Origin of the sequence: Kocuria sp. CPCC 205297 (assembly GCF_040981035.1) — a bacterium.
Classification (GTDB): Bacteria; Actinomycetota; Actinomycetes; order Actinomycetales; family Micrococcaceae; genus Kocuria; species Kocuria marina.
In genome coordinates this window covers 72197-91318 of record NZ_JAVKPY010000005.1, presented here as the reverse complement: position 1 = coordinate 91318, position 19122 = coordinate 72197, and the positions used below count along the sequence as shown (strand labels likewise).

Annotated in this window: 33 protein-coding genes and 1 tRNA gene; 23 read left to right on the top strand and 11 right to left on the bottom strand. The window is 67.9% G+C overall.

Features of this window, described 5'->3' with window-relative positions:
* Positions 1-58: 58 nt before the first annotated feature.
* Entirely contained in the window at positions 59-1657 is a 1599-nt protein-coding gene (locus tag RF650_RS05935; RefSeq protein WP_098053392.1) for an ABC-F family ATP-binding cassette domain-containing protein, read from the top strand.
* A gap of 115 nt (positions 1658-1772) precedes the next feature.
* Here the strand turns inward: RF650_RS05935 and RF650_RS05930 are convergent, their stop codons facing one another.
* From RF650_RS05930 to RF650_RS05915, 4 genes are all read right to left on the bottom strand, one after another.
* Positions 1773-2882, bottom strand: coding sequence for an alcohol dehydrogenase catalytic domain-containing protein (locus RF650_RS05930; RefSeq protein ID WP_131332906.1), 1110 nt, complete (start codon positions 2880-2882; stop codon positions 1773-1775).
* 109 nt (positions 2883-2991) lie between these two features.
* The gene (locus RF650_RS05925; protein WP_131333924.1) at positions 2992-3966 is read right to left on the bottom strand and encodes an SURF1 family protein; all 975 of its coding nucleotides are present in this window, start codon (positions 3964-3966) and stop codon (positions 2992-2994) included.
* Positions 3966-4361: a hypothetical protein gene (locus tag RF650_RS05920; protein WP_239318668.1), complete on the bottom strand. Its 396-nt coding sequence runs from the start codon at positions 4359-4361 to the stop codon at positions 3966-3968. Before RF650_RS05920 ends, RF650_RS05925 begins: the two co-directional genes overlap by 1 nt.
* 57 nt (positions 4362-4418) lie before the next feature.
* Entirely contained in the window at positions 4419-4790 is a 372-nt protein-coding gene (locus RF650_RS05915) for a DUF3099 domain-containing protein (RefSeq protein WP_368814454.1), read from the bottom strand.
* Positions 4791-5049: 259 nt separating this feature from the next.
* Between RF650_RS05915 and fabG the strand changes: the two genes are divergently transcribed.
* The 4 genes from fabG (at position 5050) to RF650_RS05895 (ending at position 7977) form a co-directional block, all read left to right on the top strand.
* Complete coding sequence (gene fabG / locus RF650_RS05910) at positions 5050-5775, top strand: 3-oxoacyl-ACP reductase FabG (RefSeq protein WP_131332908.1); 726 nt, start codon at positions 5050-5052, stop codon at positions 5773-5775.
* Between the two features lie 37 nt (positions 5776-5812).
* The gene (locus RF650_RS05905; protein ID WP_098053397.1) at positions 5813-6568 is read left to right on the top strand and encodes an SDR family oxidoreductase; all 756 of its coding nucleotides are present in this window, start codon (positions 5813-5815) and stop codon (positions 6566-6568) included.
* A 146-nt stretch (positions 6569-6714) separates the two neighbouring features.
* Positions 6715-6800 (top strand) — tRNA-Leu (locus tag RF650_RS05900).
* Between the two features lie 88 nt (positions 6801-6888).
* On the top strand, positions 6889-7977 hold the full coding sequence (locus tag RF650_RS05895; RefSeq protein ID WP_368814409.1) for a tyrosine-type recombinase/integrase: 1089 nt from the start codon (positions 6889-6891) through the stop codon (positions 7975-7977).
* On the opposite strand, the gene RF650_RS05890 is transcribed toward RF650_RS05895, so the two are convergent.
* From RF650_RS05890 to RF650_RS05865, 6 genes are all read right to left on the bottom strand, one after another.
* Positions 7974-8117, bottom strand: a complete 144-nt coding sequence (locus RF650_RS05890; protein WP_368814408.1) for a hypothetical protein — start codon at positions 8115-8117, stop codon at positions 7974-7976. The two genes, RF650_RS05895 and RF650_RS05890, sit on opposite strands and share 4 nt — an antisense overlap.
* Before the next feature lie 50 nt (positions 8118-8167).
* Positions 8168-8695: a hypothetical protein gene (locus RF650_RS05885; RefSeq protein WP_368814407.1), complete on the bottom strand. Its 528-nt coding sequence runs from the start codon at positions 8693-8695 to the stop codon at positions 8168-8170.
* A gap of 36 nt (positions 8696-8731) precedes the next feature.
* Entirely contained in the window at positions 8732-9652 is a 921-nt protein-coding gene (locus RF650_RS05880; protein WP_368814406.1) for a hypothetical protein, read from the bottom strand.
* A 230-nt stretch (positions 9653-9882) separates the two neighbouring features.
* Positions 9883-10269 carry an ImmA/IrrE family metallo-endopeptidase gene (locus RF650_RS05875; protein WP_368814405.1) on the bottom strand — a complete coding sequence of 129 codons (387 nt, stop codon included), beginning with the start codon at positions 10267-10269 and terminating at the stop codon, positions 9883-9885.
* A gap of 96 nt (positions 10270-10365) precedes the next feature.
* Positions 10366-10923, bottom strand: a complete 558-nt coding sequence (locus RF650_RS05870; protein ID WP_368814404.1) for a hypothetical protein — start codon at positions 10921-10923, stop codon at positions 10366-10368.
* 120 nt (positions 10924-11043) lie between these two features.
* A complete protein-coding gene (locus RF650_RS05865) occupies positions 11044-11670 on the bottom strand; it encodes a hypothetical protein (protein ID WP_368814403.1) in 627 nt (208 codons plus the stop codon).
* Positions 11671-11850: 180 nt separating this feature from the next.
* Here RF650_RS05865 and RF650_RS05860 point away from each other — a divergent pair, with 180 nt between their 5' ends.
* A complete protein-coding gene (locus tag RF650_RS05860; protein WP_368814402.1) occupies positions 11851-12183 on the top strand; it encodes a helix-turn-helix transcriptional regulator in 333 nt (110 codons plus the stop codon).
* 383 nt (positions 12184-12566) lie between these two features.
* Here the strand turns inward: RF650_RS05860 and RF650_RS05855 are convergent, their stop codons facing one another.
* Complete coding sequence (locus tag RF650_RS05855; protein WP_368814401.1) at positions 12567-12905, bottom strand: hypothetical protein; 339 nt, start codon at positions 12903-12905, stop codon at positions 12567-12569.
* A gap of 50 nt (positions 12906-12955) precedes the next feature.
* Between RF650_RS05855 and RF650_RS05850 the strand changes: the two genes are divergently transcribed.
* The 17 genes from RF650_RS05850 (at position 12956) to RF650_RS05770 (ending at position 19121) form a co-directional block, all read left to right on the top strand.
* Positions 12956-13759, top strand: coding sequence for a phage antirepressor KilAC domain-containing protein (locus RF650_RS05850; protein ID WP_368814400.1), 804 nt, complete (start codon positions 12956-12958; stop codon positions 13757-13759).
* Positions 13756-14082, top strand: coding sequence for a hypothetical protein (locus RF650_RS05845; protein WP_368814399.1), 327 nt, complete (start codon positions 13756-13758; stop codon positions 14080-14082). Before RF650_RS05850 ends, RF650_RS05845 begins: the two co-directional genes overlap by 4 nt.
* Positions 14079-14390 (top strand): hypothetical protein, encoded by a 312-nt coding sequence (locus RF650_RS05840; protein WP_368814398.1) that lies wholly within the window; start codon positions 14079-14081, stop codon positions 14388-14390. Before RF650_RS05845 ends, RF650_RS05840 begins: the two co-directional genes overlap by 4 nt.
* A complete protein-coding gene (locus RF650_RS05835) occupies positions 14387-14542 on the top strand; it encodes a hypothetical protein (RefSeq protein ID WP_368814397.1) in 156 nt (51 codons plus the stop codon). The genes RF650_RS05840 and RF650_RS05835 overlap by 4 nt, the downstream gene beginning before the upstream one ends.
* On the top strand, positions 14514-14972 hold the full coding sequence (locus tag RF650_RS05830; protein WP_368814396.1) for a hypothetical protein: 459 nt from the start codon (positions 14514-14516) through the stop codon (positions 14970-14972). The genes RF650_RS05835 and RF650_RS05830 overlap by 29 nt, the downstream gene beginning before the upstream one ends.
* 121 nt (positions 14973-15093) lie before the next feature.
* Positions 15094-15789 carry a hypothetical protein gene (locus RF650_RS05825; RefSeq protein ID WP_368814395.1) on the top strand — a complete coding sequence of 232 codons (696 nt, stop codon included), beginning with the start codon at positions 15094-15096 and terminating at the stop codon, positions 15787-15789.
* Positions 15786-16124 (top strand): hypothetical protein, encoded by a 339-nt coding sequence (locus RF650_RS05820; RefSeq protein ID WP_368814394.1) that lies wholly within the window; start codon positions 15786-15788, stop codon positions 16122-16124. Before RF650_RS05825 ends, RF650_RS05820 begins: the two co-directional genes overlap by 4 nt.
* On the top strand, positions 16124-16672 hold the full coding sequence (locus RF650_RS05815; protein ID WP_368814393.1) for a single-stranded DNA-binding protein: 549 nt from the start codon (positions 16124-16126) through the stop codon (positions 16670-16672). Before RF650_RS05820 ends, RF650_RS05815 begins: the two co-directional genes overlap by 1 nt.
* Complete coding sequence (locus RF650_RS05810; protein ID WP_368814392.1) at positions 16672-16995, top strand: hypothetical protein; 324 nt, start codon at positions 16672-16674, stop codon at positions 16993-16995. Before RF650_RS05815 ends, RF650_RS05810 begins: the two co-directional genes overlap by 1 nt.
* Entirely contained in the window at positions 16992-17348 is a 357-nt protein-coding gene (locus RF650_RS05805; protein WP_368814391.1) for a hypothetical protein, read from the top strand. Before RF650_RS05810 ends, RF650_RS05805 begins: the two co-directional genes overlap by 4 nt.
* A complete protein-coding gene (locus tag RF650_RS05800; RefSeq protein WP_368814390.1) occupies positions 17345-17623 on the top strand; it encodes a hypothetical protein in 279 nt (92 codons plus the stop codon). The genes RF650_RS05805 and RF650_RS05800 overlap by 4 nt, the downstream gene beginning before the upstream one ends.
* Complete coding sequence (locus RF650_RS05795; protein ID WP_368814389.1) at positions 17611-17805, top strand: hypothetical protein; 195 nt, start codon at positions 17611-17613, stop codon at positions 17803-17805. Before RF650_RS05800 ends, RF650_RS05795 begins: the two co-directional genes overlap by 13 nt.
* Positions 17806-17918: 113 nt before the next feature.
* Positions 17919-18263 carry a hypothetical protein gene (locus tag RF650_RS05790; RefSeq protein ID WP_368814388.1) on the top strand — a complete coding sequence of 115 codons (345 nt, stop codon included), beginning with the start codon at positions 17919-17921 and terminating at the stop codon, positions 18261-18263.
* Positions 18260-18418 (top strand): hypothetical protein, encoded by a 159-nt coding sequence (locus tag RF650_RS05785; RefSeq protein ID WP_368814387.1) that lies wholly within the window; start codon positions 18260-18262, stop codon positions 18416-18418. Before RF650_RS05790 ends, RF650_RS05785 begins: the two co-directional genes overlap by 4 nt.
* A 2-nt stretch (positions 18419-18420) precedes the next feature.
* Positions 18421-18648, top strand: coding sequence for a hypothetical protein (locus RF650_RS05780; protein ID WP_368814386.1), 228 nt, complete (start codon positions 18421-18423; stop codon positions 18646-18648).
* Positions 18645-18983, top strand: a complete 339-nt coding sequence (locus tag RF650_RS05775) for a hypothetical protein (protein ID WP_368814385.1) — start codon at positions 18645-18647, stop codon at positions 18981-18983. The genes RF650_RS05780 and RF650_RS05775 overlap by 4 nt, the downstream gene beginning before the upstream one ends.
* 3 nt (positions 18984-18986) lie before the next feature.
* Positions 18987-19121 carry a hypothetical protein gene (locus RF650_RS05770; protein ID WP_368814384.1) on the top strand — a complete coding sequence of 45 codons (135 nt, stop codon included), beginning with the start codon at positions 18987-18989 and terminating at the stop codon, positions 19119-19121.
* The last annotated feature ends 1 nt before the right edge of the window (position 19122 follow it).

Genomic DNA, 19122 nt, shown 5'->3' with positions numbered 1-19122 from the left:
GTGTGCGGCGTCGTCCCGGGAGCACTCGCTCGACCGCCCCACGAAAGGCCCTGCACCGTTGATCACCGTCACGAACCTCGAACTGCGCGCCGGCGCGCGATTGCTCATGGACGAGGTGAACTTCCGGGTGGACAAGGGCGACAAGGTGGGCCTGGTCGGGCGCAACGGGGCTGGCAAGACCACCATGACCAAGGTGCTCGCGGGGCTCACGCTCCCCGCCGCGGGTGAGGTCACGCGGTCGGGATCGATCGGGTACCTGCCGCAGGACCCCAAGGTCGATGACATGGACCAGCTGGCCCGGGACCGCATCCTGTCCGCGCGTAACCTCGCCGGTGTGATCACCAAGCTGCGCCGCGCGGAGGAGGAGATGGCCTCCGAGGACGACGCCGTGCGGGCCAAGGCCATGCGCCGCTACGACCGCCTTGAGTCGGAGTTCCTGGCCGGCGGCGGCTACGCCGCGGAGTCCGAGGCCGCGACCATCACGAGCAACCTCAACCTGCCCCAGCGCGTGCTTGACCAGCCCCTGCACACGCTCTCCGGTGGGCAGCGTCGCCGTGTGGAGCTCGCCCGGATCCTGTTCTCGGACGCGGACACCATGCTCCTCGACGAGCCCACCAACCACCTGGACCACGACTCGATCGTGTGGCTGCGCGAGTTCCTGCGTTCCTACCAGGGCGGGGTCCTCATGATCTCCCACGACGTGGACCTCATGGAAATGGTCGTGAACAAGGTGTTGTACCTGGACGCCAACCGCTGCGTGGTGGATGTGTACAACATGACGTGGAAGAACTACCTCCAGCAGCGCGACCAGGATCAGGCCCGCCGCAAGCGTGAACGCGCCAACGCGGAGAAGAAGGCCGGGGTGCTCATGGACCAGGCCAACAAGATGCGCGCCAAGGCCACCAAGGCCGTGGCCGCCCAGCAGATGATCCGCCGAGCCGAACGGCTCATGGCCGGGATCGAGGGTGAACGCGTGCAGGACAAGGTCGCGGCCATCCGCTTCCCCAAGCCCGCCGATTGCGGCAAGACCCCGCTCATGGCCAAGGGCCTGTCCAAGTCCTACGGCTCACTCGAGATTTTCACCGATGTGGACCTCGCGATCGACCGCGGTTCCCGCGTGGTCGTGCTCGGGCTCAACGGCGCGGGCAAGACCACGCTGCTGCGCATGCTCGCGGGCCAGGCGGACCCGGACACCGGCGAGGTGGTCGCGGGTCACGGCCTGAAACTCGGCTACTTCGCGCAGGAACACGACACCCTGGACACCGAGCGCACCGTCCTCGAGAACATGAAGAGCGCCGCACCGGACCTGCAGGACACCCAGGTGCGCACGATCCTCGGCTCGTTCCTGTTCCAGGGCGACGACGTGGACAAGCCCGCCGGGGTGCTCTCCGGCGGCGAGAAGACGCGACTCGCACTCGCGACGCTCGTAGCGTCGTCGGCGAACGTGCTGCTGCTGGACGAGCCCACCAACAACCTGGACCCCGCGTCCCGGCGGGAGATCCTCAACGCGCTGCACAGTTACGAGGGCGCCGTGGTCTTGGTCTCCCACGACGAGGGCGCCGTGGAGGCGCTCGAACCCGAGCGCGTGGTCATGCTCCCGGACGGCGTGGAGGACCTCTGGAGCCAGGACTACCAGGACCTCATCACCCTCGCGTAGCACGGGCGTCCTGCCGCGGCCGCTGGAGGACCAACGGGCCTGGCGCGCCGCGGGACTCTTCGCGGCGCGTACGGTGCGGGGACGTACGCCGCTCCCGCACCCGGCGCGGCGGGGCTCAGTTCTCGAACAGTACGACCTGGCGCACTGCCCGGCCCTCCGCGAGGGCATCGAGACCCTCGTTGATCTGCTCGAAACCGATCCGCTGGGAGATCAGCTCCTCGATGGGTAGCTTCCCCTCCCGCCACAGTCCCAGGTACACGGGGATATCCCGCGCGGGGACCGCCGAACCCAGGTAGGAACCCACGATCGTGCGCGCCTGCGCGGTGAGCCCCAGCGGGGAGATCGTGGACCGGGCGTCCGGCGAGGGCAACCCCACCGTCACCATGATGCCCCCGGGCGAGGTCGCCGCGACCGCCGTCTCGAACGCGCGGGGGTGGCCCGCGGCCTCGATCACCACGGCCGCCGTCACCCCCTGCTCGGCGAGCTCCTCGGGGGAGTACACCGCGCTTGCTCCGAGTTCGACGGCGCGCGCGAGCTTCTCCGGGTTCGCGTCCACCCCGATCACCGGGCCCTTCTCGAGCGAGACCGCGGTCAGCAGCGCAGCCATGCCCACGCCGCCCAGACCCACGATGAGCACCGTGTCACCATCGTTGGGACGGCCCGCATTGATCACGGCGCCGCCACCCGTGAGCACCGCGCAGCCCACCACGGCGGCGATCTCCGGGGGCACGTCCTTGTCCACGGGCACCACCGATTGGCGGTTGACCACCGCGTGGGTCGCGAAACCCGAAACCCCCAGGTGGTGGAACAGCTCCTCCTCACCGCGGTGCAATCGGCGCTCACCACCGGGCAACAGCCCGGCGTCGTTACTGCGGGAACCGGGACCGCACGGCAGCTTCCCGTCCGTGGCGCATTGGTCGCACTCCTCGCAACGGGGCAGGAACACGGTCGTGACCTGGTCACCCACGGCGATGTCCGTGACACTCTCACCCACCGCCTCCACGATCCCGGAGGCCTCGTGTCCCAGCACCATGGGCGTGGGACGCACCCGGTTGCCGTCCACCACGGACAGGTCCGAGTGACACAGTCCCGCCGCCCGGACCTGGATCAACAGCTCGCCCGGACCGGGGTCCGCGAGCTCCACCTCCTGGAGGCGCAGCGGATGGGACTCGGCGTACGGGCGCGGCAGCCCGATCTCCTCGAGCACGGCGGCGGTGATCTTCACAGCGACTCCTTCATCATGGGTGACCCGTCCGACAAGGCAACGTCCGCTCGGGCGGACCGCCCGCCGGGACGGCTCCCTCGGCTGCCGTAAGCGGGCGCGGGTCTGCGTCTCAGTGTCGCCTGTCGGCCTCAAGGGCGTCCAGTAGAGCGTCCTCCTCGTCTTCGTTGCTCACGCCGGTGGAGGCCCGACGGCGCTTGGGTCGGTACAGCGACTTCAGATGCGCGGGCATGTCGTCGGCCATCTGCAACTGACGGATGATCAGCGACTCGTCCATCTCCCCGATGTAGTTGCCCTCGGCGTCGTAGTACTGCGCCAACCGGCGTTCCACCTCCGCGGCGTACGCGCGATCCCACTCGAGGTTCTTCACGTGCTGGCGGGCCGAGTACCCGTAGGCCACGAACACCAGCACCGCGAACGCGTACCACTGCAGCGAGTAGGACAGGTGCGGACCGTACTCGATGGCCGGTCGTTCACCGGCCTGCGGGGTCACGCTCGAGGGCGGGTCCTCGGAGACCAGTTCTCCGTACCCGCCCGTGGCCAGCGCGCCACCCCAGCGTTCGGCGAACGCGGGCAGGTCGATCGAGGCGGACTGACCCTCGGGTGCCCCGCGGTCCAGGGTGCCCTCGGTGGGGCGCAGCCGGGCGGTCACGGTCACGGTCCCGGACCGGGGAGGGGGCACCGCGGACGGCATCCCGTTCGCGGAGTCGTCCGTGGGGATCCAGCCGCGGTCGATCGCGATCACGGGTCCCTCCACGGTGCGGAACGGGACCAGGACGTCGTACCCCACGCGCCCGTCGTGCGGACGGTTGCGGATCAGCACGGTCTCCTCGGGCACGTACGTGCCGCGCAGTTCCACGGGGTGCCAGGTCTGCGAGTCGTCGTAGTCCTGGAACAGGGGGATGCCGCGGGCGGAGTCATAGGCCGGGGCGTCGTAGTTCTTGCTGATCTTGGCGTTCTCCGCGACCAGGTGGTCGTTGCGGGACATCTGCCAGTGGGCCAGGTAGAGGCACAGCGCCGCAGCTACGCAGCACAGCGCGAACCAGCCGAGCCACGTGGGGGTGCCCAGGAACTTGTACTTGCGCATCAAGGCGTGCGCCCCGATTCCTCGGGTCGGACGACGCCGCCGTCCCCGACCTCGGCGCGGCCGTCACCCGCGCCGGGCTCGTGCGGGATGTCCTGGCTCGCAGCGGCGTCGGGCGTCGCGTCCTCGGGGGCCTCGAACGGTGTGATGGTCTTGAGGAAGCCACGCTGGCCCAGGAAGTCGGCCAGGTGCTCCCGGTGCTCGTCGCACGCGAGCCACGCCTTGCGGCGCTCGGGGGTGTGCACGCGGGGGTTGTTCCACAGCAGGGTCCACTGCGCGGGACGCGAACAGCCCCGGCGAGAGCACACGGCCTCGGGTGCCGCCGCGCGGGGGCGGGGTGCGGCGTCGTCGGGCGCGGGGCGTTGCGGGTCCAGAGAGCCGAGCAGATCGAATCCCACGGTGAAGAAATCCTCCCAGAAATCGTGCGGTGCGGTGGGCGCGGGGGCGGGCCCGCTTCAGTTGCGGCGCGTGACCGCGCGGGGCGGGGGCAGTTCGCGCTGCGGGGGCGGGGCGGTGTACTCCCCGTCCACGACCACGGTCTCCGGATCCGGTGCCCGCTCCTGCGACTCGGCGCTCGTGGGCAACTCGGTGCGCGTGGGTGGGCGGTACGCGGAACCCGAGCGTTCGGAGCGGTCCGCGCCGCGGTTGGCCATCATGACCGCGAGCCACGGCAGGATCGCAGCGCCCAGCACGAGCAGGATCCGCGCGATCAGGTTGTCGATCAGCACCACTCCGATGATGCACACCACGCGCAGCGCCATCTGGAAGGAATAGACCTTCATGCGGTGTGCTATGTCGGTGGTGTGCGGATCCGCCGCCGAGGTGATCGAATGAACCTCGGTGGAACCATGCGACTGCGGCTGGGAAGGTGAGATGGGAACCGGTCCTTCGGCGAACGATCTGGGGGTGTACCCGCGGGGCGACACTGCCACGGCTGACTGTGAGCGTTCTGAGCATTATCTCACCGTTGTGTGTGGCGCCCAAGCGGGGGATGTCCGCCGGTCAGAGGCCGGTTAGGATGCTGTGAGGTCTTGATACGAGGGTGGGCTTGCCCGCCGCGCCCGCCCCTCCACGGAAGGTTCCATCATGTCTGACCAGTCCTCCGCCGCTCGCACCGTGCTCGTCACCGGAGGCAATCGAGGTATCGGCCTCGCGATCGCGGAACGGTTCATCGCCGCCGGGGACAACGTGGTGGTCACCTCGCGCTCCGGTAGGGACGGGCCCGACGGCGCGTACACCGTGCAGGCGGACGTCACCGACACCGCCTCCGTGAACGCGGCCTTCCGGGAGATCGAGGGGAAGTTCGGTCCCGTGGAGGTACTCGTGGCGAACGCCGGGGTCACCAAGGACACCCTGTTGGTGCGCATGAAGGACGCCGATTTCCAGGACGTGATCGACACCAACCTCACCGGCGCGTTCCGGGTGGTGCAGCGCGCGACCAAGGGGTTCATGCGACTGAAGCACGGCCGGATCATCTTCATCTCGTCCGTGGTGGGGTACACGGGCGCGCCGGGTCAGGTGAACTACGCGTCCTCCAAGGCCGGACTGGTCGGCATGGCCCGCGCCATCACCCGCGAACTCGGTTCCCGCGGGATCACCGCCAACGTGGTGGCCCCCGGCTACATCGACACCGCCATGACCCATGAGCTCTCCGACGAGGTCAAAGACAACTACCTCTCCATGATCCCGGCCCAGCGTTTCGGGCACGTGGAAGAGGTCGCCGGAGCGGTGGAATACCTTGCCTCCGACGCCGCGGCCTACGTCTCCGGCGCTATCATCCCCGTAGACGGCGGGTTGGGCCTGGGGCACTGACACCGCCGATTCCCGCACCCCTCGAAGGAGAAACCGCATGAGTTCAGTGGCAGGCAAGACCGTGGTCATCACCGGATCCTCGCGAGGCGTGGGCGCGGACACCGCCAAGATCCTCGCCGGTGAGGGCGCCAACGTGGTGGTCAACTACCGCCAGAAGGCCCCCCGGGCCAACAAGGTGGTCAAGGAGATCACGGAGGCCGGCGGCCACGCGATCGCCGTGCAGGCGGACATCACAGACGCCGAGTCTCGCGCGGGTCTGTTCCGTGCCGCCGTGGACGAGTTCGGTGGCGTGGACGTGTTGATCCTCAACGCCTCCGGGGGCATGGAGACCGAGATGGGTGAGGACTACGCCCTGCGGTTGAACCGTGACGCCCAGAACGACACCCTGACCGAGGCCCTGCGGACGCTTCCCCAGGGTGGCCGCGTGGTGTTCGTCACGAGCCACCAGGCACACTTCATCAACGACGTGGAGACGATGCCCGAGTACGAGGCCGTGGCCAAGTCCAAGCGCGCCGGGGAAGACACCCTTACGGCTCGCGTGCCCGAGCTGCAGGACAAGGGCATCGGCTTCGTGGTGGTCTCCGCGGACATGATCGAGGGCACCGTCACGGCCACGCTGCTCAACCGGGCCCGCCCGGGAGCACTGGATGAGCGCCGCGAGGCCGCCGGGAAGCTCTACACCGTCCATGAGTTCGCCCAGGAGATCGCCGCGATGGTCACTGCGGACGTTCCCACCGGTCACGTGGAACTCGTGGGTGGCGCGGAGGACTTCCTGGCGCAGGCAGGTCGGTAGCACCCGCACCGGGCCGTGCTCCCGAGGAGTGCACGGTCCGGCCCTGGTCGAGTTCGAACGGACCGCGCAACTGTGGTACGTTTCTTGTCGTTGCCACGGGCCGAGAAGGTTTTCGGGAGATCGGAAACGCCGCGGTTCGGACACCTGCGCGGGTGGCGGAATAGGCAGACGCGCTAGCTTGAGGTGCTAGTCCTCGTATTAGAGGGTGGGGGTTCAAGTCCCCCCTCGCGCACAGTAAGGCCCCTAGTCAGGGGCAGGAGAAAGGCCCCGGTGTTGACACCGGGGCCTTTCTCGTTGACACAGACCCTACGATTCAGGGCATGGCCAGCATCCGAGAGCGCACCCGCAAGGACGGCACCACCTCCTGGGCGGTCCTGTGGCGCGACGCCGACACCGGCAAGCAGACCTCCCGCACACTGGCCACCCGCGCCGACGCCCAGTCCCTCACGGACTTCCTCAACGCCAACGGCCAGTCCTTCGCGCTCGCGGCCCAGGCGGCCTCCAAGATGCGCTCCACCGCACCGTCCGTGGCCACCGTCGTCGCCGAGCACATCGAGGGCCTCACCGGTGTCTCGGCCGGCACCCGGGAGAAGTACCGCAGGATCGCGGCCCGCCACATCACCCCCACCCTCGGCGCCATCCCGGTGGACACGCTCACCCGCACGGACGTCAACAGGTGGGTCAACGGAATGACCGTGGCCGCGAAGACGAAGAAGAACGTCCACTCCCTGCTCTCGGCCGCGCTCACTGATGCCACCGCCCGCGGGCTGGTGGACGCCAACGTCGCCAAGGGCGTGAAACTCCCCACGGGTGAAGCCCGCCGCGAGCCCGTGTTCCTCACCGCCGAGGAGCTGGACCTGATCGTGGCCACGATCCCCGAGGCCCGACATAAGCTGCTCGTGCAGTTCCTCGCCGGCACGGGCCTGCGCTGGTCCGAGGCCACCGCCCTGCAGGTGGCAGACCTGGATCTAGCCCAGGAGCATGGCGTGGTGGCCGTCTCCCGGGCTTGGAAGCGCGCGGGCGGGGAATGGGTCACCGGGGCACCCAAGACCGCCAGAGGCCGCCGCAGCGTCGTTCTCCCCAAAGCCCTCACCGCCCAGCTGCGCGAACACATCGCCGACAAGACCCCCGCCGACCTCGTGTTCCCCTCCCGTGAAGGCCCCCTGCACAACGTCGTCTTCCACCGCCTCGTCTGGGAACCCGCCATGCGCGCGCTCGATGGCCAGCTCCGTGCACGCCCCCGTGTCCACGACCTGCGCCACACCCACGCCTCGCGCCTGATCGCCGCAGGAGTCCCGCTCACAGTCATCCAGCGCCGCCTGGGCCACGAGTCCATCAAGACGACCTCCGACACCTACGGCCACCTCGCAGCAGACGCCGACGTCGCCGCCGCCGCAGCCCTCGACTAGCTACCCGCCCCGCGCAGCACCTGCAGTTCCTCCGAGCTCGCGTACTGCAGGCGCTCGGTGACGTCGAGCTCCGGAGCAAGGTGCCAGGTGCCCAGCTGCGAGCCGGTGTGCGCGGTGATCGCCGCCCAGGGTACGAGCAACCGCTCGGTCTCCACCCGCGGAACGAAGTAGCCGGTGACGCGAGCGGGCCTCAGATCTTCTCTGGTTGTCTGGGGGTTCTCCGCGACTTCGTCGGGACCCCCGGGGGACGGGGATCAACGGAGACCTGCTGCTCGACGCGGTGCTGGAGGAGAGTGAAGTCCAGCCAGTAGATGGCTCGGCACAAGCCAAGAGCCGTGAGGCCTGTCGCGCCGAGCAGTGTGGAGAGAGCCAGGGTAGGAAGAGCATCGCTGACGATGAGGACCAGGATGGCGGCGACCGCAGATCCCACGGTTCCCACTAATGAGCTGATCCAGTTGCTGGCCATGACCTTGGCGTTATCACCAGCCGCTAAGATTCGCTGCAGCCGCTCGCTCGTGGAGGCATACAGGTGGCTGAACGCGAAGATCTCCGCCGCAACAGCTATGCCTGCGAAGGCTGACACCGCGCCGGCCACCGCAGTCCGGGTCGTCGTGGCAATGCCCATGTCTACCGCCTTGCCGACGAGAAGGGCCAGCAGAGCCATGCTGCCTGCGATGACGAAGTCGAACCATGGGTGATGGATCAGCCAGGTTTTCATCGTTCGTCACCTCCCCTTGCGCCCAGTCATCCCAGGCTACTCGAAGAGGTCTTCATCGACCTCAACTGAGACCCTGATCACCTCGTTCACGAGCGCGTTGAAGGACCCGGAAATCGCGCTCTCCTTGGTGATCTCGGCGGTGCGGGTGAGGCGGTGTTTGGTAAGGAAGAGCTCCTCCTCGACCCCATCGATCTCCGCGGTGACGGCGGGTGGTTTCGCAGCAGAGTGTCGGACCAGGTCTGCGGCTTCCGCGCGAATGAAATTCCGCATGTTCTGCCGTTGTTGCCTGGAGGCGCTGGGAGGCAGGGCCACATCGATGCTGACAACGATGTCCGTTTCCACGGAGTCCGCGAGTCGGTGCATCGAAGAGTTGAAGCTCGTGGACGTGGCCGCTTCCGCATCGAAGAGGTCCTTCTGCGTGTGGTACTTGAAGGAGAACTGGCGAACGGCCTCGGCCTCGGTCTTAAGCCGGCGCAGGTCGGACTCTGCAAGGAACGGGTCGGTCCTCCAGCTTGCCGAACCGTGCATGGGCACGTACTCGTCGAGGAATTGCCGCAGGTACGTGAGGCCGGGGCTCGAAGCATCGCCACCCTTGCCGACACCGATGATGTCTCCGTTTCCGATGAAGACCACGGCTGTCGCTTTGGCGAACCTGCGGAGGGCCTCCTCATCGGCGGGCTCTGCATCGACTCGAGGGCCGGTCTCACCGCCCTTGGTGAGGAAGTCCGAGGAGAGCGGCTTGTGCATGATGAGTACGGCGTTCCCGTCTTGGACGCGGGGTTCGTACTCGATGCCCTCGAGGGTGAAGTCGGAGCGGGGCCGGTCTTTCCACGACTCGAACAGCGCGGCCCAATCGATTGCCCCTTCATCAATGTAGTGCCGTTTCCGTCCCTCCATGTAGGTAAGGGTGTAGAAGGAGACCGTCTTCGTCTTGGTGTACTTCCGGGGCCCGGTCACTGGAGCTCAGCGCTCCCGGAGCAGACGGGGGACGGTTGCGCCAGGAGTTTGACGGACCTGATCGGCTCGTTCTCAACCTCGGTGGGGGTGTTCATCGTCTGCGGGGATCTCTCGTCTTCACTGCGGGGGGGGTGTCGCTCACAATGTGGCTTACGGTACACGGCAGAACGGCCCGAAACGGTGCGATACGGCGGCCGCTACACTCGTCGTGTCCTACCCGTAGTGGGGATCTAGCTACCCACGCGTCGCAGCTCTGCGATCTCCGCGGCGCTCGCGTGCTGCAGGCGGTCGGCGAGCACACGCTCCGTCACGCCGAGCTCGTGGGCGAGGTGCCAGGGGCTCAGCTGGGACCCGGCATGCGCGGTGATGGCCGCCCAGGGGACAAGCAGGCGCGCGGTGTCCGCGCGTACGCGGTCCTCGACGGCAGGCGGCTGGTGCTGGTCGTGGCCACGGGCGAGGTGGATGAGCTCGTGGGTGAGGGTGCACCGGGCCTCTGTGGCTGTGAGGTGCTGGTCCAACCAGATGCGCCGGCCATCCGTGTAGCCGCTGAGGTGCCGCAGGGGGAGGCGGATGACCTCGATACCGCGCTCGTGTGTGATTGCCCAAGGGTCGAACATGCGTTCGAATGTAGTTGCGGGCGGGGACACACATAAGGCGGAACCCGGGGTGACCCCGGGCCCCGCCTCGTGTGTAGTGCTGGTGGTGCGTTCTGGTTACGGCGTGTCCGTGCAGGTGGCGATGGAGTAGGCACCCGTCGCGGACTTCTCCTGGACTGTCTTGCCATCGCGCGTGAGCTTGCAGGTCACCTTGGCGTCGGAGGCGCCGGACTTGTCCTGCACGGTGACGGTGAAGAAGTCCGTGGTCTTGGCGGTCACGGTCTCGGTCCAGGTCGTGCCCATCTCGGCGGTGCTCATGGATCCGCCGGCACCGTAGGAGGCGGTGGCCGACTCCGATGCTGTGGCGTCGACCTGCAGCTGGTCCTTCCCGCTCGCGGCCCCGTCGCTGCTCCCGCCCTCGGCTGACTCGCTCGGCGCGCTGGACTGGATGGAGTCGTTCACTGACTTCGCCGCCCCACCGATCAGCGCGGCGCAACCGGCGAAGAGCAGGATCAGCAGGAGGACGATGGCGCCCACGATCCACGGCCATTTCTTCCGCTTCTTCTTCGGCGGCTCCTGGTAGTAGCCCTGCTGGTAGCCCTGCTGTCCACCATCCTGCGGGCGGTGGTTCTCGGGTTGACCCTCGGGGCCCGGGCCGTTGACGGGGGTGCTCATGTGGTTCTCCCTGGTGTGACGTGCGCGGTGGATCTCTCATGCGAAAGCAAACGAGTGCGTGCGCATAAACCTACCGGGACACGGGCCCGCCGTTGCCATCCGTCACAACGTGTCGTGGGATCAGGCCCCGTCGTCCCACTCACCGCCAGCGTCTGGTGCCTCGGCGGCATCATCCTGCGCCTCACGCATCGATCGGCCCACGCTCGGCGAGTCATCCGCCGCCACCGCGAGCTCACGATCTACCGGAGCCGGCCGCGTGCGACGCCTGGCCGCGAGGCCGTCTTGCGCCGGGCTCACCCCGGCGTGGTTCATGGGGGACGGTTGCGTCGGCTGCGCGCCGCCCGCTTCCGCCCGCGGTTCCTGCTCGTGGTCCTCGGTGTCGTATTCATGGTGGTCACTTCTCTCTGCTTCGACGAGCACCCTAATCAGCTCGAGGACTGCCTTGCGTGCGCGGGGGGAGAGGTTGTCCACGCCGTCGGGCAGTTCATCGGCAAGCGGCTGGCCGGGTGCGGGGAGGCCTGCCGCTGCGAACGCGGTCCGCTCGCTCACACCGGCTAGCCAGGCTAGGCCGCGCAGTCGATCGGATCGCAGCTGGGAGGTGTAGCGCCCGGCGAGGATCTGGTTGACCACAGTGTGGGTGAGCGGATAGCCGGCGCCCTGCGCCTTGAGCGCTAGCTGTCGTCCGGAGAGCTGGTGTCGCTCTGCGGCCATCTGGGCTAGGTCTTGCAGGGATCGCGGCTGGTTCACGATGGGAACTGTGCCTTTCGGAGCAGATGTTGAGGAAGTGGGCGGGGAAGTTTCGTGACAAGTGACAACCCCAGTATGGCAGTCACGGTGGCATAAATAGCGGCAAGAGCAATAGGTCATGTTGACAAGTGAGTGACAGGTGGCATAGGTTTCACTTGTCAAAACGATTCACGAGGAGGCATGATGTCAGTCATCACGATCGAGCGGTTCAAGTACAACCGCGGAAAACGGAAGGAGACGTGGATGCGTGTCAAAGATCCGGCGAGGATCCGGCGGTGGCGCAAGCAGCGCTTCTACTCGCAACGTGACCTGGCATTCCTTGTCCGGCGCTCGCAGAACACGATCTATCTGATCGAGTCCGGCAAGATGCCGACCCTGTCCGAGGATCTCGCGGTAGCCATCGCGGCCCGCCTGGATGTCCCTTGGGAGGACCTCTTCGAGGAGGAGACCTTGAAGCCCATGCCCAAAGTGGCAAGTGACCAGGTTGTCGCAAACCAGAGAGGTGCAGCATGAGCACGCAGTTGGAGTTCACGGAGGAGGAGGCGTTCTTCGTGAAAGCACGCCGGGAGATGCGCGCGTCGGCGGAGGTTGAGCGCGCGGACCGCGAACGCACCAGGAGCCGGGAAGCCCAGGTTCGCGCTCGCCGCCGTGACGGTGACCAGTGCCGTGTGTGCGGGCAGCTGGTGGACTTCCGGCAGCGGCGTGGGCCGCAGGCCGGGGGCTTCATCTACAGCGGTGAGGTGGTGGTGGCGTGCTTGAAGTGCTCGCGCCAGCACGCGCCACGGACGAAGGCTGATCTTGACCGGCCCGTGCAGGGCCTGCGGCCCGTGCCCGCTCGCCCGTTCTATCGGCCCGAGACGCTCGAGTGGTTCCAGAATCAGGTGCGGGCCGCGACCTCAAACCTCCGGAGTGGTCTCCCTGATGAATTCTTCCGCGACCGCCACATCGATGGGGCCGGTCAACGGCTCAACCTGGCCGACAAACCCGCGGTTGTTGAACGTCGCCAGCTCCTCGTCGTCGAGGAGGCACGCGGCGTCGGTCGTCGTGATCTCCCAATCGGTCTGCGGGGTTACTTCCACGGACTGCGGCTCGCCGCGGTAGTCGTAGACAAGGGCCACCGTCTCGGCGCCGCCCTCGAAGCGCGCCTGAACCGCGCGCTGCAGAAGACCAGCGACGAACACGTTCGCGACGGGAATCACGGCGGTCGGCCTGGACAGGTAGATCTGGGTGGCCATGGTGGTGTCTCCTCTGCTCGGGGTTCCGAGCGTACCGAGGGTGGTGCGGCATGAGCCAGGATCTGAACCTGTTCGGAGACCAGCTCGGCGGCTCCCCGTTCGACGACATCAAGCAGACCGACGGCGCTCGCGAGTGGTGGTCGGCGCGGGACCTCATGCCGCTGCTCGGGTACGGGGCTGACTGGCGCAACTTCGTGGCGGCAGTGGATCGCAGCATGGTCGCGGCCGCGAACCAGGGCCTGAGCGTCGAGACACTTTTCGTTGGCGTCACCGAAAACTCTGGTGGTCGTCCCCGGAAGGACTACCAGCTGAGCCGCTACGCCGCGTATCTCGTGGCCATGAACGGTGACCCGCGCAAACCGGAGATCGCCGCGGCCCAGTCGTACTTCGCGGTCCGCACCCGCGAGGCAGAGGTGGCTGAGGCCCACGCGCTTCCGAAGTCCGCGGATCAACTGGTGCTCGAGGCGATGCAGATTCTCACGGCCCGTGTGGAGGAGTCCACCGCGAAGATCGCTGAGCTCGAGCCGAAGGCCAACGCCTGGTCGCAGTTCCTCGCCTCCACCGGTGACGTCTCGGTCAACGAGGCGGCCAAGGCGCTGTCCCGGAACTCCGGCCGGGTGATCGGTGAGCACAAGCTGCGCCGGCTGCTCGAGTCGAAGCGGTGGATCTACCGCGACGCCAAGCGCAACCCGCGGGCCTACCAGGTCCAGATCGACCGGGGCCGCCTGGCAGAGCGCGCCCGCACGTACGAGGACCAGAAGACGGGGGAGCGCGTCCACGCCGCCCCCCAGGTGCGCATCACCTCCAAAGGCCTCGACTCCATCCGCGACTTCCTCTCGGAGGCAGACCGATGAGCACCCCCACGGACTTCACGCCCATGACCCCGGCCGAGGTCGCGCAGACCACGCTGTTGTACTCCGAGTCGGAGCTCAAGCGCATGGCCTCCCGCGGAGAGATCGCCCACCACCGCGGTGGCCGCGGCAAGATCCTGTTCTTCCCGGAGGACGTGCGCGCGCTCCTGCGCCACACCGCCGTCCGCCCGTCCGACAGGAAAAAGCCCGGGCGTGCATCAGACCAGGGCCCGGAGCCGGCGGCGGAGCTCACCCCGCCCACGGTCTCACCGTTCCGCACCACCGCGCGCTCGCGGGCTGCGCACAACGAGCGGGCGGCGTCATGAGCGCGGGGGAGGCCACCACCTACGAGCAGGTCACGTTCACGGACCTGCGTTCGGACACCGACTGGGAGGTCGTGGGCATTGTCCGTCATACGGACGCCCGCTCCCGCCGGATCGCAGTGGCGAGGTTCGTCCACCACTGCCTGTCTCGGGCCGTGCGGAACTCTGCGCCGTTCGAGATCTCGTGGGGGAACTCGGGGACCGCCCCCGCACAAGTGTTCTTGGGGGACACATGTGCCGCGGACCTCGAGTTCTCCCCGGCCTCTTTCGATCGGGCACCCGCCCAGGACACGACAGGACAAGACCAATGAACACGATTCTCAACGCGGTCTGCGCGCTGATCCCGGACCCGCTCGAGGCCTGGTTGGCCGGCGGTGGGAACATGACCGTCCTCATGGCCGGCCTGATCGGCCTTGGCCTGTACACCTTGGCCCATGGCGGGGTGGGTGATCGTCGTGGCTGAGCCGCTGATCTCCCAGCGCCTCGCCGCGTTCGCCGCCGCGGTCACGAAGGCCATGATCGGTGCCCGCGAGCTGTTGGAAACCCACGAGGAGCAGCAGCGCCTGGCGCAGTCCCGAGCGCGACGTCGTGATCTGGACCGCCCGCGCATGTCCGTTCACAAGGGCGAGGTCGGCCTGTTCAGCAGGCTCCCCAACGCCGATCCTCGAAACCTGCTCCTTGCTGGTAGCCGGTTGTCTCAGGACTTCTGGTACGTCTGGGCACTTGAGCGGGAGCCATGGTGCGGGAGCTTCACGGGCACATACGTCGGAGTTTGCGATACCTGGGACGAGGCCATGCTCGTCGCCCATCAATACGCCGAGCGGAAACATGTGCTGAGCACCGTCGACGACGACGCGGCTGACTATGTGAGCTGGGGTGAGGTCCCTTGCTGACCCTCTGCATCGTCACCACCGTCGCCACATGGCTGGCGGCGTCAGTGCCCGCCGCGCTGGTGTGTGGGCGCGCGATCGCTCTGCGTGAGGCGCACGAGGCCGGCCCGAGGGTGTGGGTCGCGTGAGCGGGTACGTCTACCGTGATCCCGCCCGCGGCGCCGCCCAGACCGCCGCGACGGCGGACTCGCAGCGTCTGGCCAAGGTCGAGCAGCAGCGCGACCAGCTGGCCGCGCGCGTGAAGCTCCTCGAACGGGCGGTGACATCAGCCGCCGAAAAGCAGGGCTTCCTTCAGGCCTACAACCGTCGCCACCGCATTCGAGCGAAGGCCAACACCGCCCGCGTGCGCGCGCTCCTCGCCGCCCTGCGTGCCGAGCGCGAACAGCGAATTGACACGACGTCGCAGCGGCTTGCCGCGGAGCAGTCCCGCCGTACCCATGCGGAGGCGGCCCTGTCCCGCTCCGAGCAGCGCACGGACACTGTCCGCGCCGAGCTCGCCGAGGAGCAGTGCGCCCACCAGATCACCCGCGCTGAGCTCACCCAGGCCCGGGCCGAACTGGCGACCACACCGCCGGCCCCGAGCGTCGTCCCGCTCGAACGCCGCATCACCGACCTCGAGGGTGCCCTCGCGGACAGCCAGCAGGTCCGTGATGACGCGGTCGAGGAGCGCGACGAGGCGGTGGCACTGGCAATGGGAATGCAGGTGGCCATGGACCAGGCGCACACCACGCTCACCGCGGCGCTGCCCCAGATGTGGGAGATCCGTCGCCGTGCCCACCAGATCGAGGGCAAGACCGAACCGAACAGAAAGGCATCGTGATGCCCGCACCGTACGACTACACCGAGATCTTGCAGGTCCCTGCGGAGGAGCAGCCCGCGTTCTCCCGTCCGCCGAGGGTGACGGCCACGAGAAAGCTGATCCGCGTCATCGAGGACGCGCAGCGTGACCACGAGTCGCCGGAGGCGTTCGCGGATTGGTTCGCGAACTACCTCGAGGGATTCGGAGCCGCCCACGCGGCGGGCGTGTTCCCGATCAGTGCTGGCGGAGCGGGCCCGCTGTGCTCGTGGTGCGGGGCGTTGTGGCCCGTATGTGGGCATCACCTCGTGTCCGACGAGGTTGAGGCCGACGTCGACCAGCTCGAGGCGGTGCTCTGATGGCTGGCGAGACCGTTGTCACGGTGATCGGGAATCTGACTTCTGATCCGGAGTTGCGCTTCACCCCGTCCGGAGCCGCCGTGGCTAACTTCACCGTTGCGTCCACCCCGCGCGCGTTCGACAAGCAGGCCAACGAATGGCGGGACCAGGAAACCCTGTTCTTGCGCTGCTCGGTCTGGCGAGACATGGCTGAGTCAGTCGCGGAGTCCCTGTCGAAGGGCACACGGGTGATCGTCCAGGGCCGGCTCAAGGCCCGGTCATACGAGACGAAGGAAGGCGACCGCCGGTACACCACGGAACTCGAGGTGGACGAGATCGGCCCGTCGCTGAAGTACGCGACCGCCAAGGTGACGCGCAACCAGCGCGGCACCGGGAACTCCTCGCAGGGCTTCGGCCCGGGCCCGAATGGCGGCCACGGCTACGCACCCCGCACCAACGATCCGGGCCCCGCGCCGCGGCGTGACACGTGGGACGCGGGCGCCCCGTCCGCGCAGGACGCGTTCGACGGCATGCCGCCCGCCGATATCGAGCAGGAGCCCCCGTTCTGATGAGCACACCACAGCAGCCCTTCACAGCCACGTTCGCAGTCCACTTCCCACGCGCCGGCCGCACTCGCAACGTCGCGTTCGACGTCGTCATCAAGATCGACCCCTCGGCCGGTGACCCGGACGACGTCATGCCAGCCCTCCACGAGGCCATAGGCGCCCGACTGATCGAAGAGGTTCCGGGCATGCGTGGCCAGGACCTCGCCCTCGTCCAAGAACGTGTGGACCCGTTCGCGGGGTTCATGCGGATCAACGACGGGTTCTACGGCGGCGGCACCTGGAAGCAGACCAGCACAACACCAACCACCAACAAGGAGCAGCCATGAGCATGCAGATCAAGTGGCAGGACCCCCCAGAGTCCGCCACCGGCCGGGGACGGCAGACGTCCCGCGAACGCGACCAGCTCGTCGCGCAGCTCAAAGAGCATCCCGGCAAGTGGGCGCTGATCCTCGAGGACCAGAAGTCCTCCTCGGCGGCCACGTCGATGCGCAAACGCGGCTGCGAGGCCAGGAGCGTCCGCCACCGCAAGACCAACACGTACGACGTTTACGCCCGCTGGCCCGAACAGGACCTCGCCGACGTCGACCCGTACATCGCACGCCGCCGCGCTCGCGGTGTCCCGGAGGACGGCCGTCCTGCAACGCGTCAGCCGGCCCCCGGTATCAGGGCTGTGTCATGAGCGCCCCCGCCCCGACGACCGCGCAGATCCTCGCGGACCCGGCCGCCCACCCGTACGTGGAGCCCGACCCCTGGTTCAGGTTCACCGGCCGCGCCGTCGAGTACAAGACCGGCCAGACCCCGGGTTTCTACCCGTGGGCCCGGGTGCACTCAATCAGCGTCACCGCACCCAACCACGACCAGGCCACCAAGTGGGCGCGCGACCTCCTCGGGGAGCCCCGCCGCCACGACCACTGGCACATCGAATGGACCGAGGTAACCCGATGCAAATTCTGACCGTCCCCCTCATGCCCGCCTCCCAATGGGCCGACTACCTCGCAGCACTCCGCCGCGTCCTCGAAACCACCGACGACCCCGGCATGCTCGACCTCTGCCGCACCCGCTACGGCGCCACACCCTACGAAGCACAAGCCGCGCTCGCCGCGATCCGAGAAGAACAGCAGGAGGACCCCTCATGACCTGGACACCGGAACGCCACGCACAGGTGCGGGCACGAGTCACCTGGTCGACCGAAGGACCATGGGCACCCTGGCTGGACCAGGACGGTCAGCGACACATGCAGGGTCGTCTCATGGTCGGCGTCGCGGCCGGAGTGATCCCTGGCGGGGACACCTGGGTCGAGGGGCCGGACGTCAACAATCCTGTGGCTGAGACCTACACACCCGAGGACCGCGCGTTCATCGTCCATGCCCGCACCGACATCCCGGACATGCTGGACGAGATCGAGCGGCTGAACAAGGCACTCCTGGCCGCACGGACCGTGACCCCGGACATGGTTGACCGGGCCCTGTCCGCCTACCAATACACCTGGCACTCCTGGACACCTCGCCGACGCCTGTTCGACACCCACTACCGCACCGTCGCCGCGCTGACCGCCGCCCTCACCGGCGCACTGAACCCAGACGCGTCGTCGTGACCGTCCTCAACTGGGCCCTCCTGGCCGCTGCTGCAGCCCCGATCCTCGCCGCCACCACGGTGGTGCTGCTCCTCACCCTCACCGCGCTCGCCGTGCTCCCGCCCGTAGAGCCGGCCGAGCGAGTGACCCTGCTCGACGTCCTCGAAAGGAAGTAGTCATGCTCGCTGATCCCCAGGTGACCGTGGAGGCCACCTACCGAAACCCCATCCCCGTCGGGGAGCTCAAGAAGTTCGTCCAGGCCGCGGAGTGTTCCCTCGCGGAGGACGCCAAGCTCCGCATCTGCCAGGACCCCGAAACGGGGCACCCGACCGACCCGGGCGGGACCATCACCATCAAGGCCACTGGCTCGCCCCGGCCCCGCACCCAAGGAGCAACCATCCGATGACGAAGCTATCCGGCTCGCTCCCCAAGGAGAACGGCCTCACCCAGATCAACAGCCTGATGGTCGCCGACCCGCAGCGCACGTACCTGGTGGTCGGCATTATCCGCCCCTCGAAGATCACCACCGATGTGGACACGGGCGAGGCAGAGGCGACCGCAGCGATTCACCGTATCGAGGTCGTCACCGGCGCTGATCTCACGACCGCGGACCAGCTCGTGCGCCGTGCGATCGAGCGCCGCACCGGCATGGTTGAGCTGCCCATCGAGGTCGAGGACGAGCTCAAGAACTTGCTCTCCAGTGTCATCGACCCAGACACCGGCGAACTCAAGGAGGACTGACCCATGGCCAGATGCAACGCCGAGTTGTGCCCGATGTGGGACGGCGACACCTGCCCCTGCCAGACCTACGGGCTGGACCCCGACGATCTCCCCACGTCGGGGATCTACACGACCACCGTGCCACCCGAGGAGGACTGAC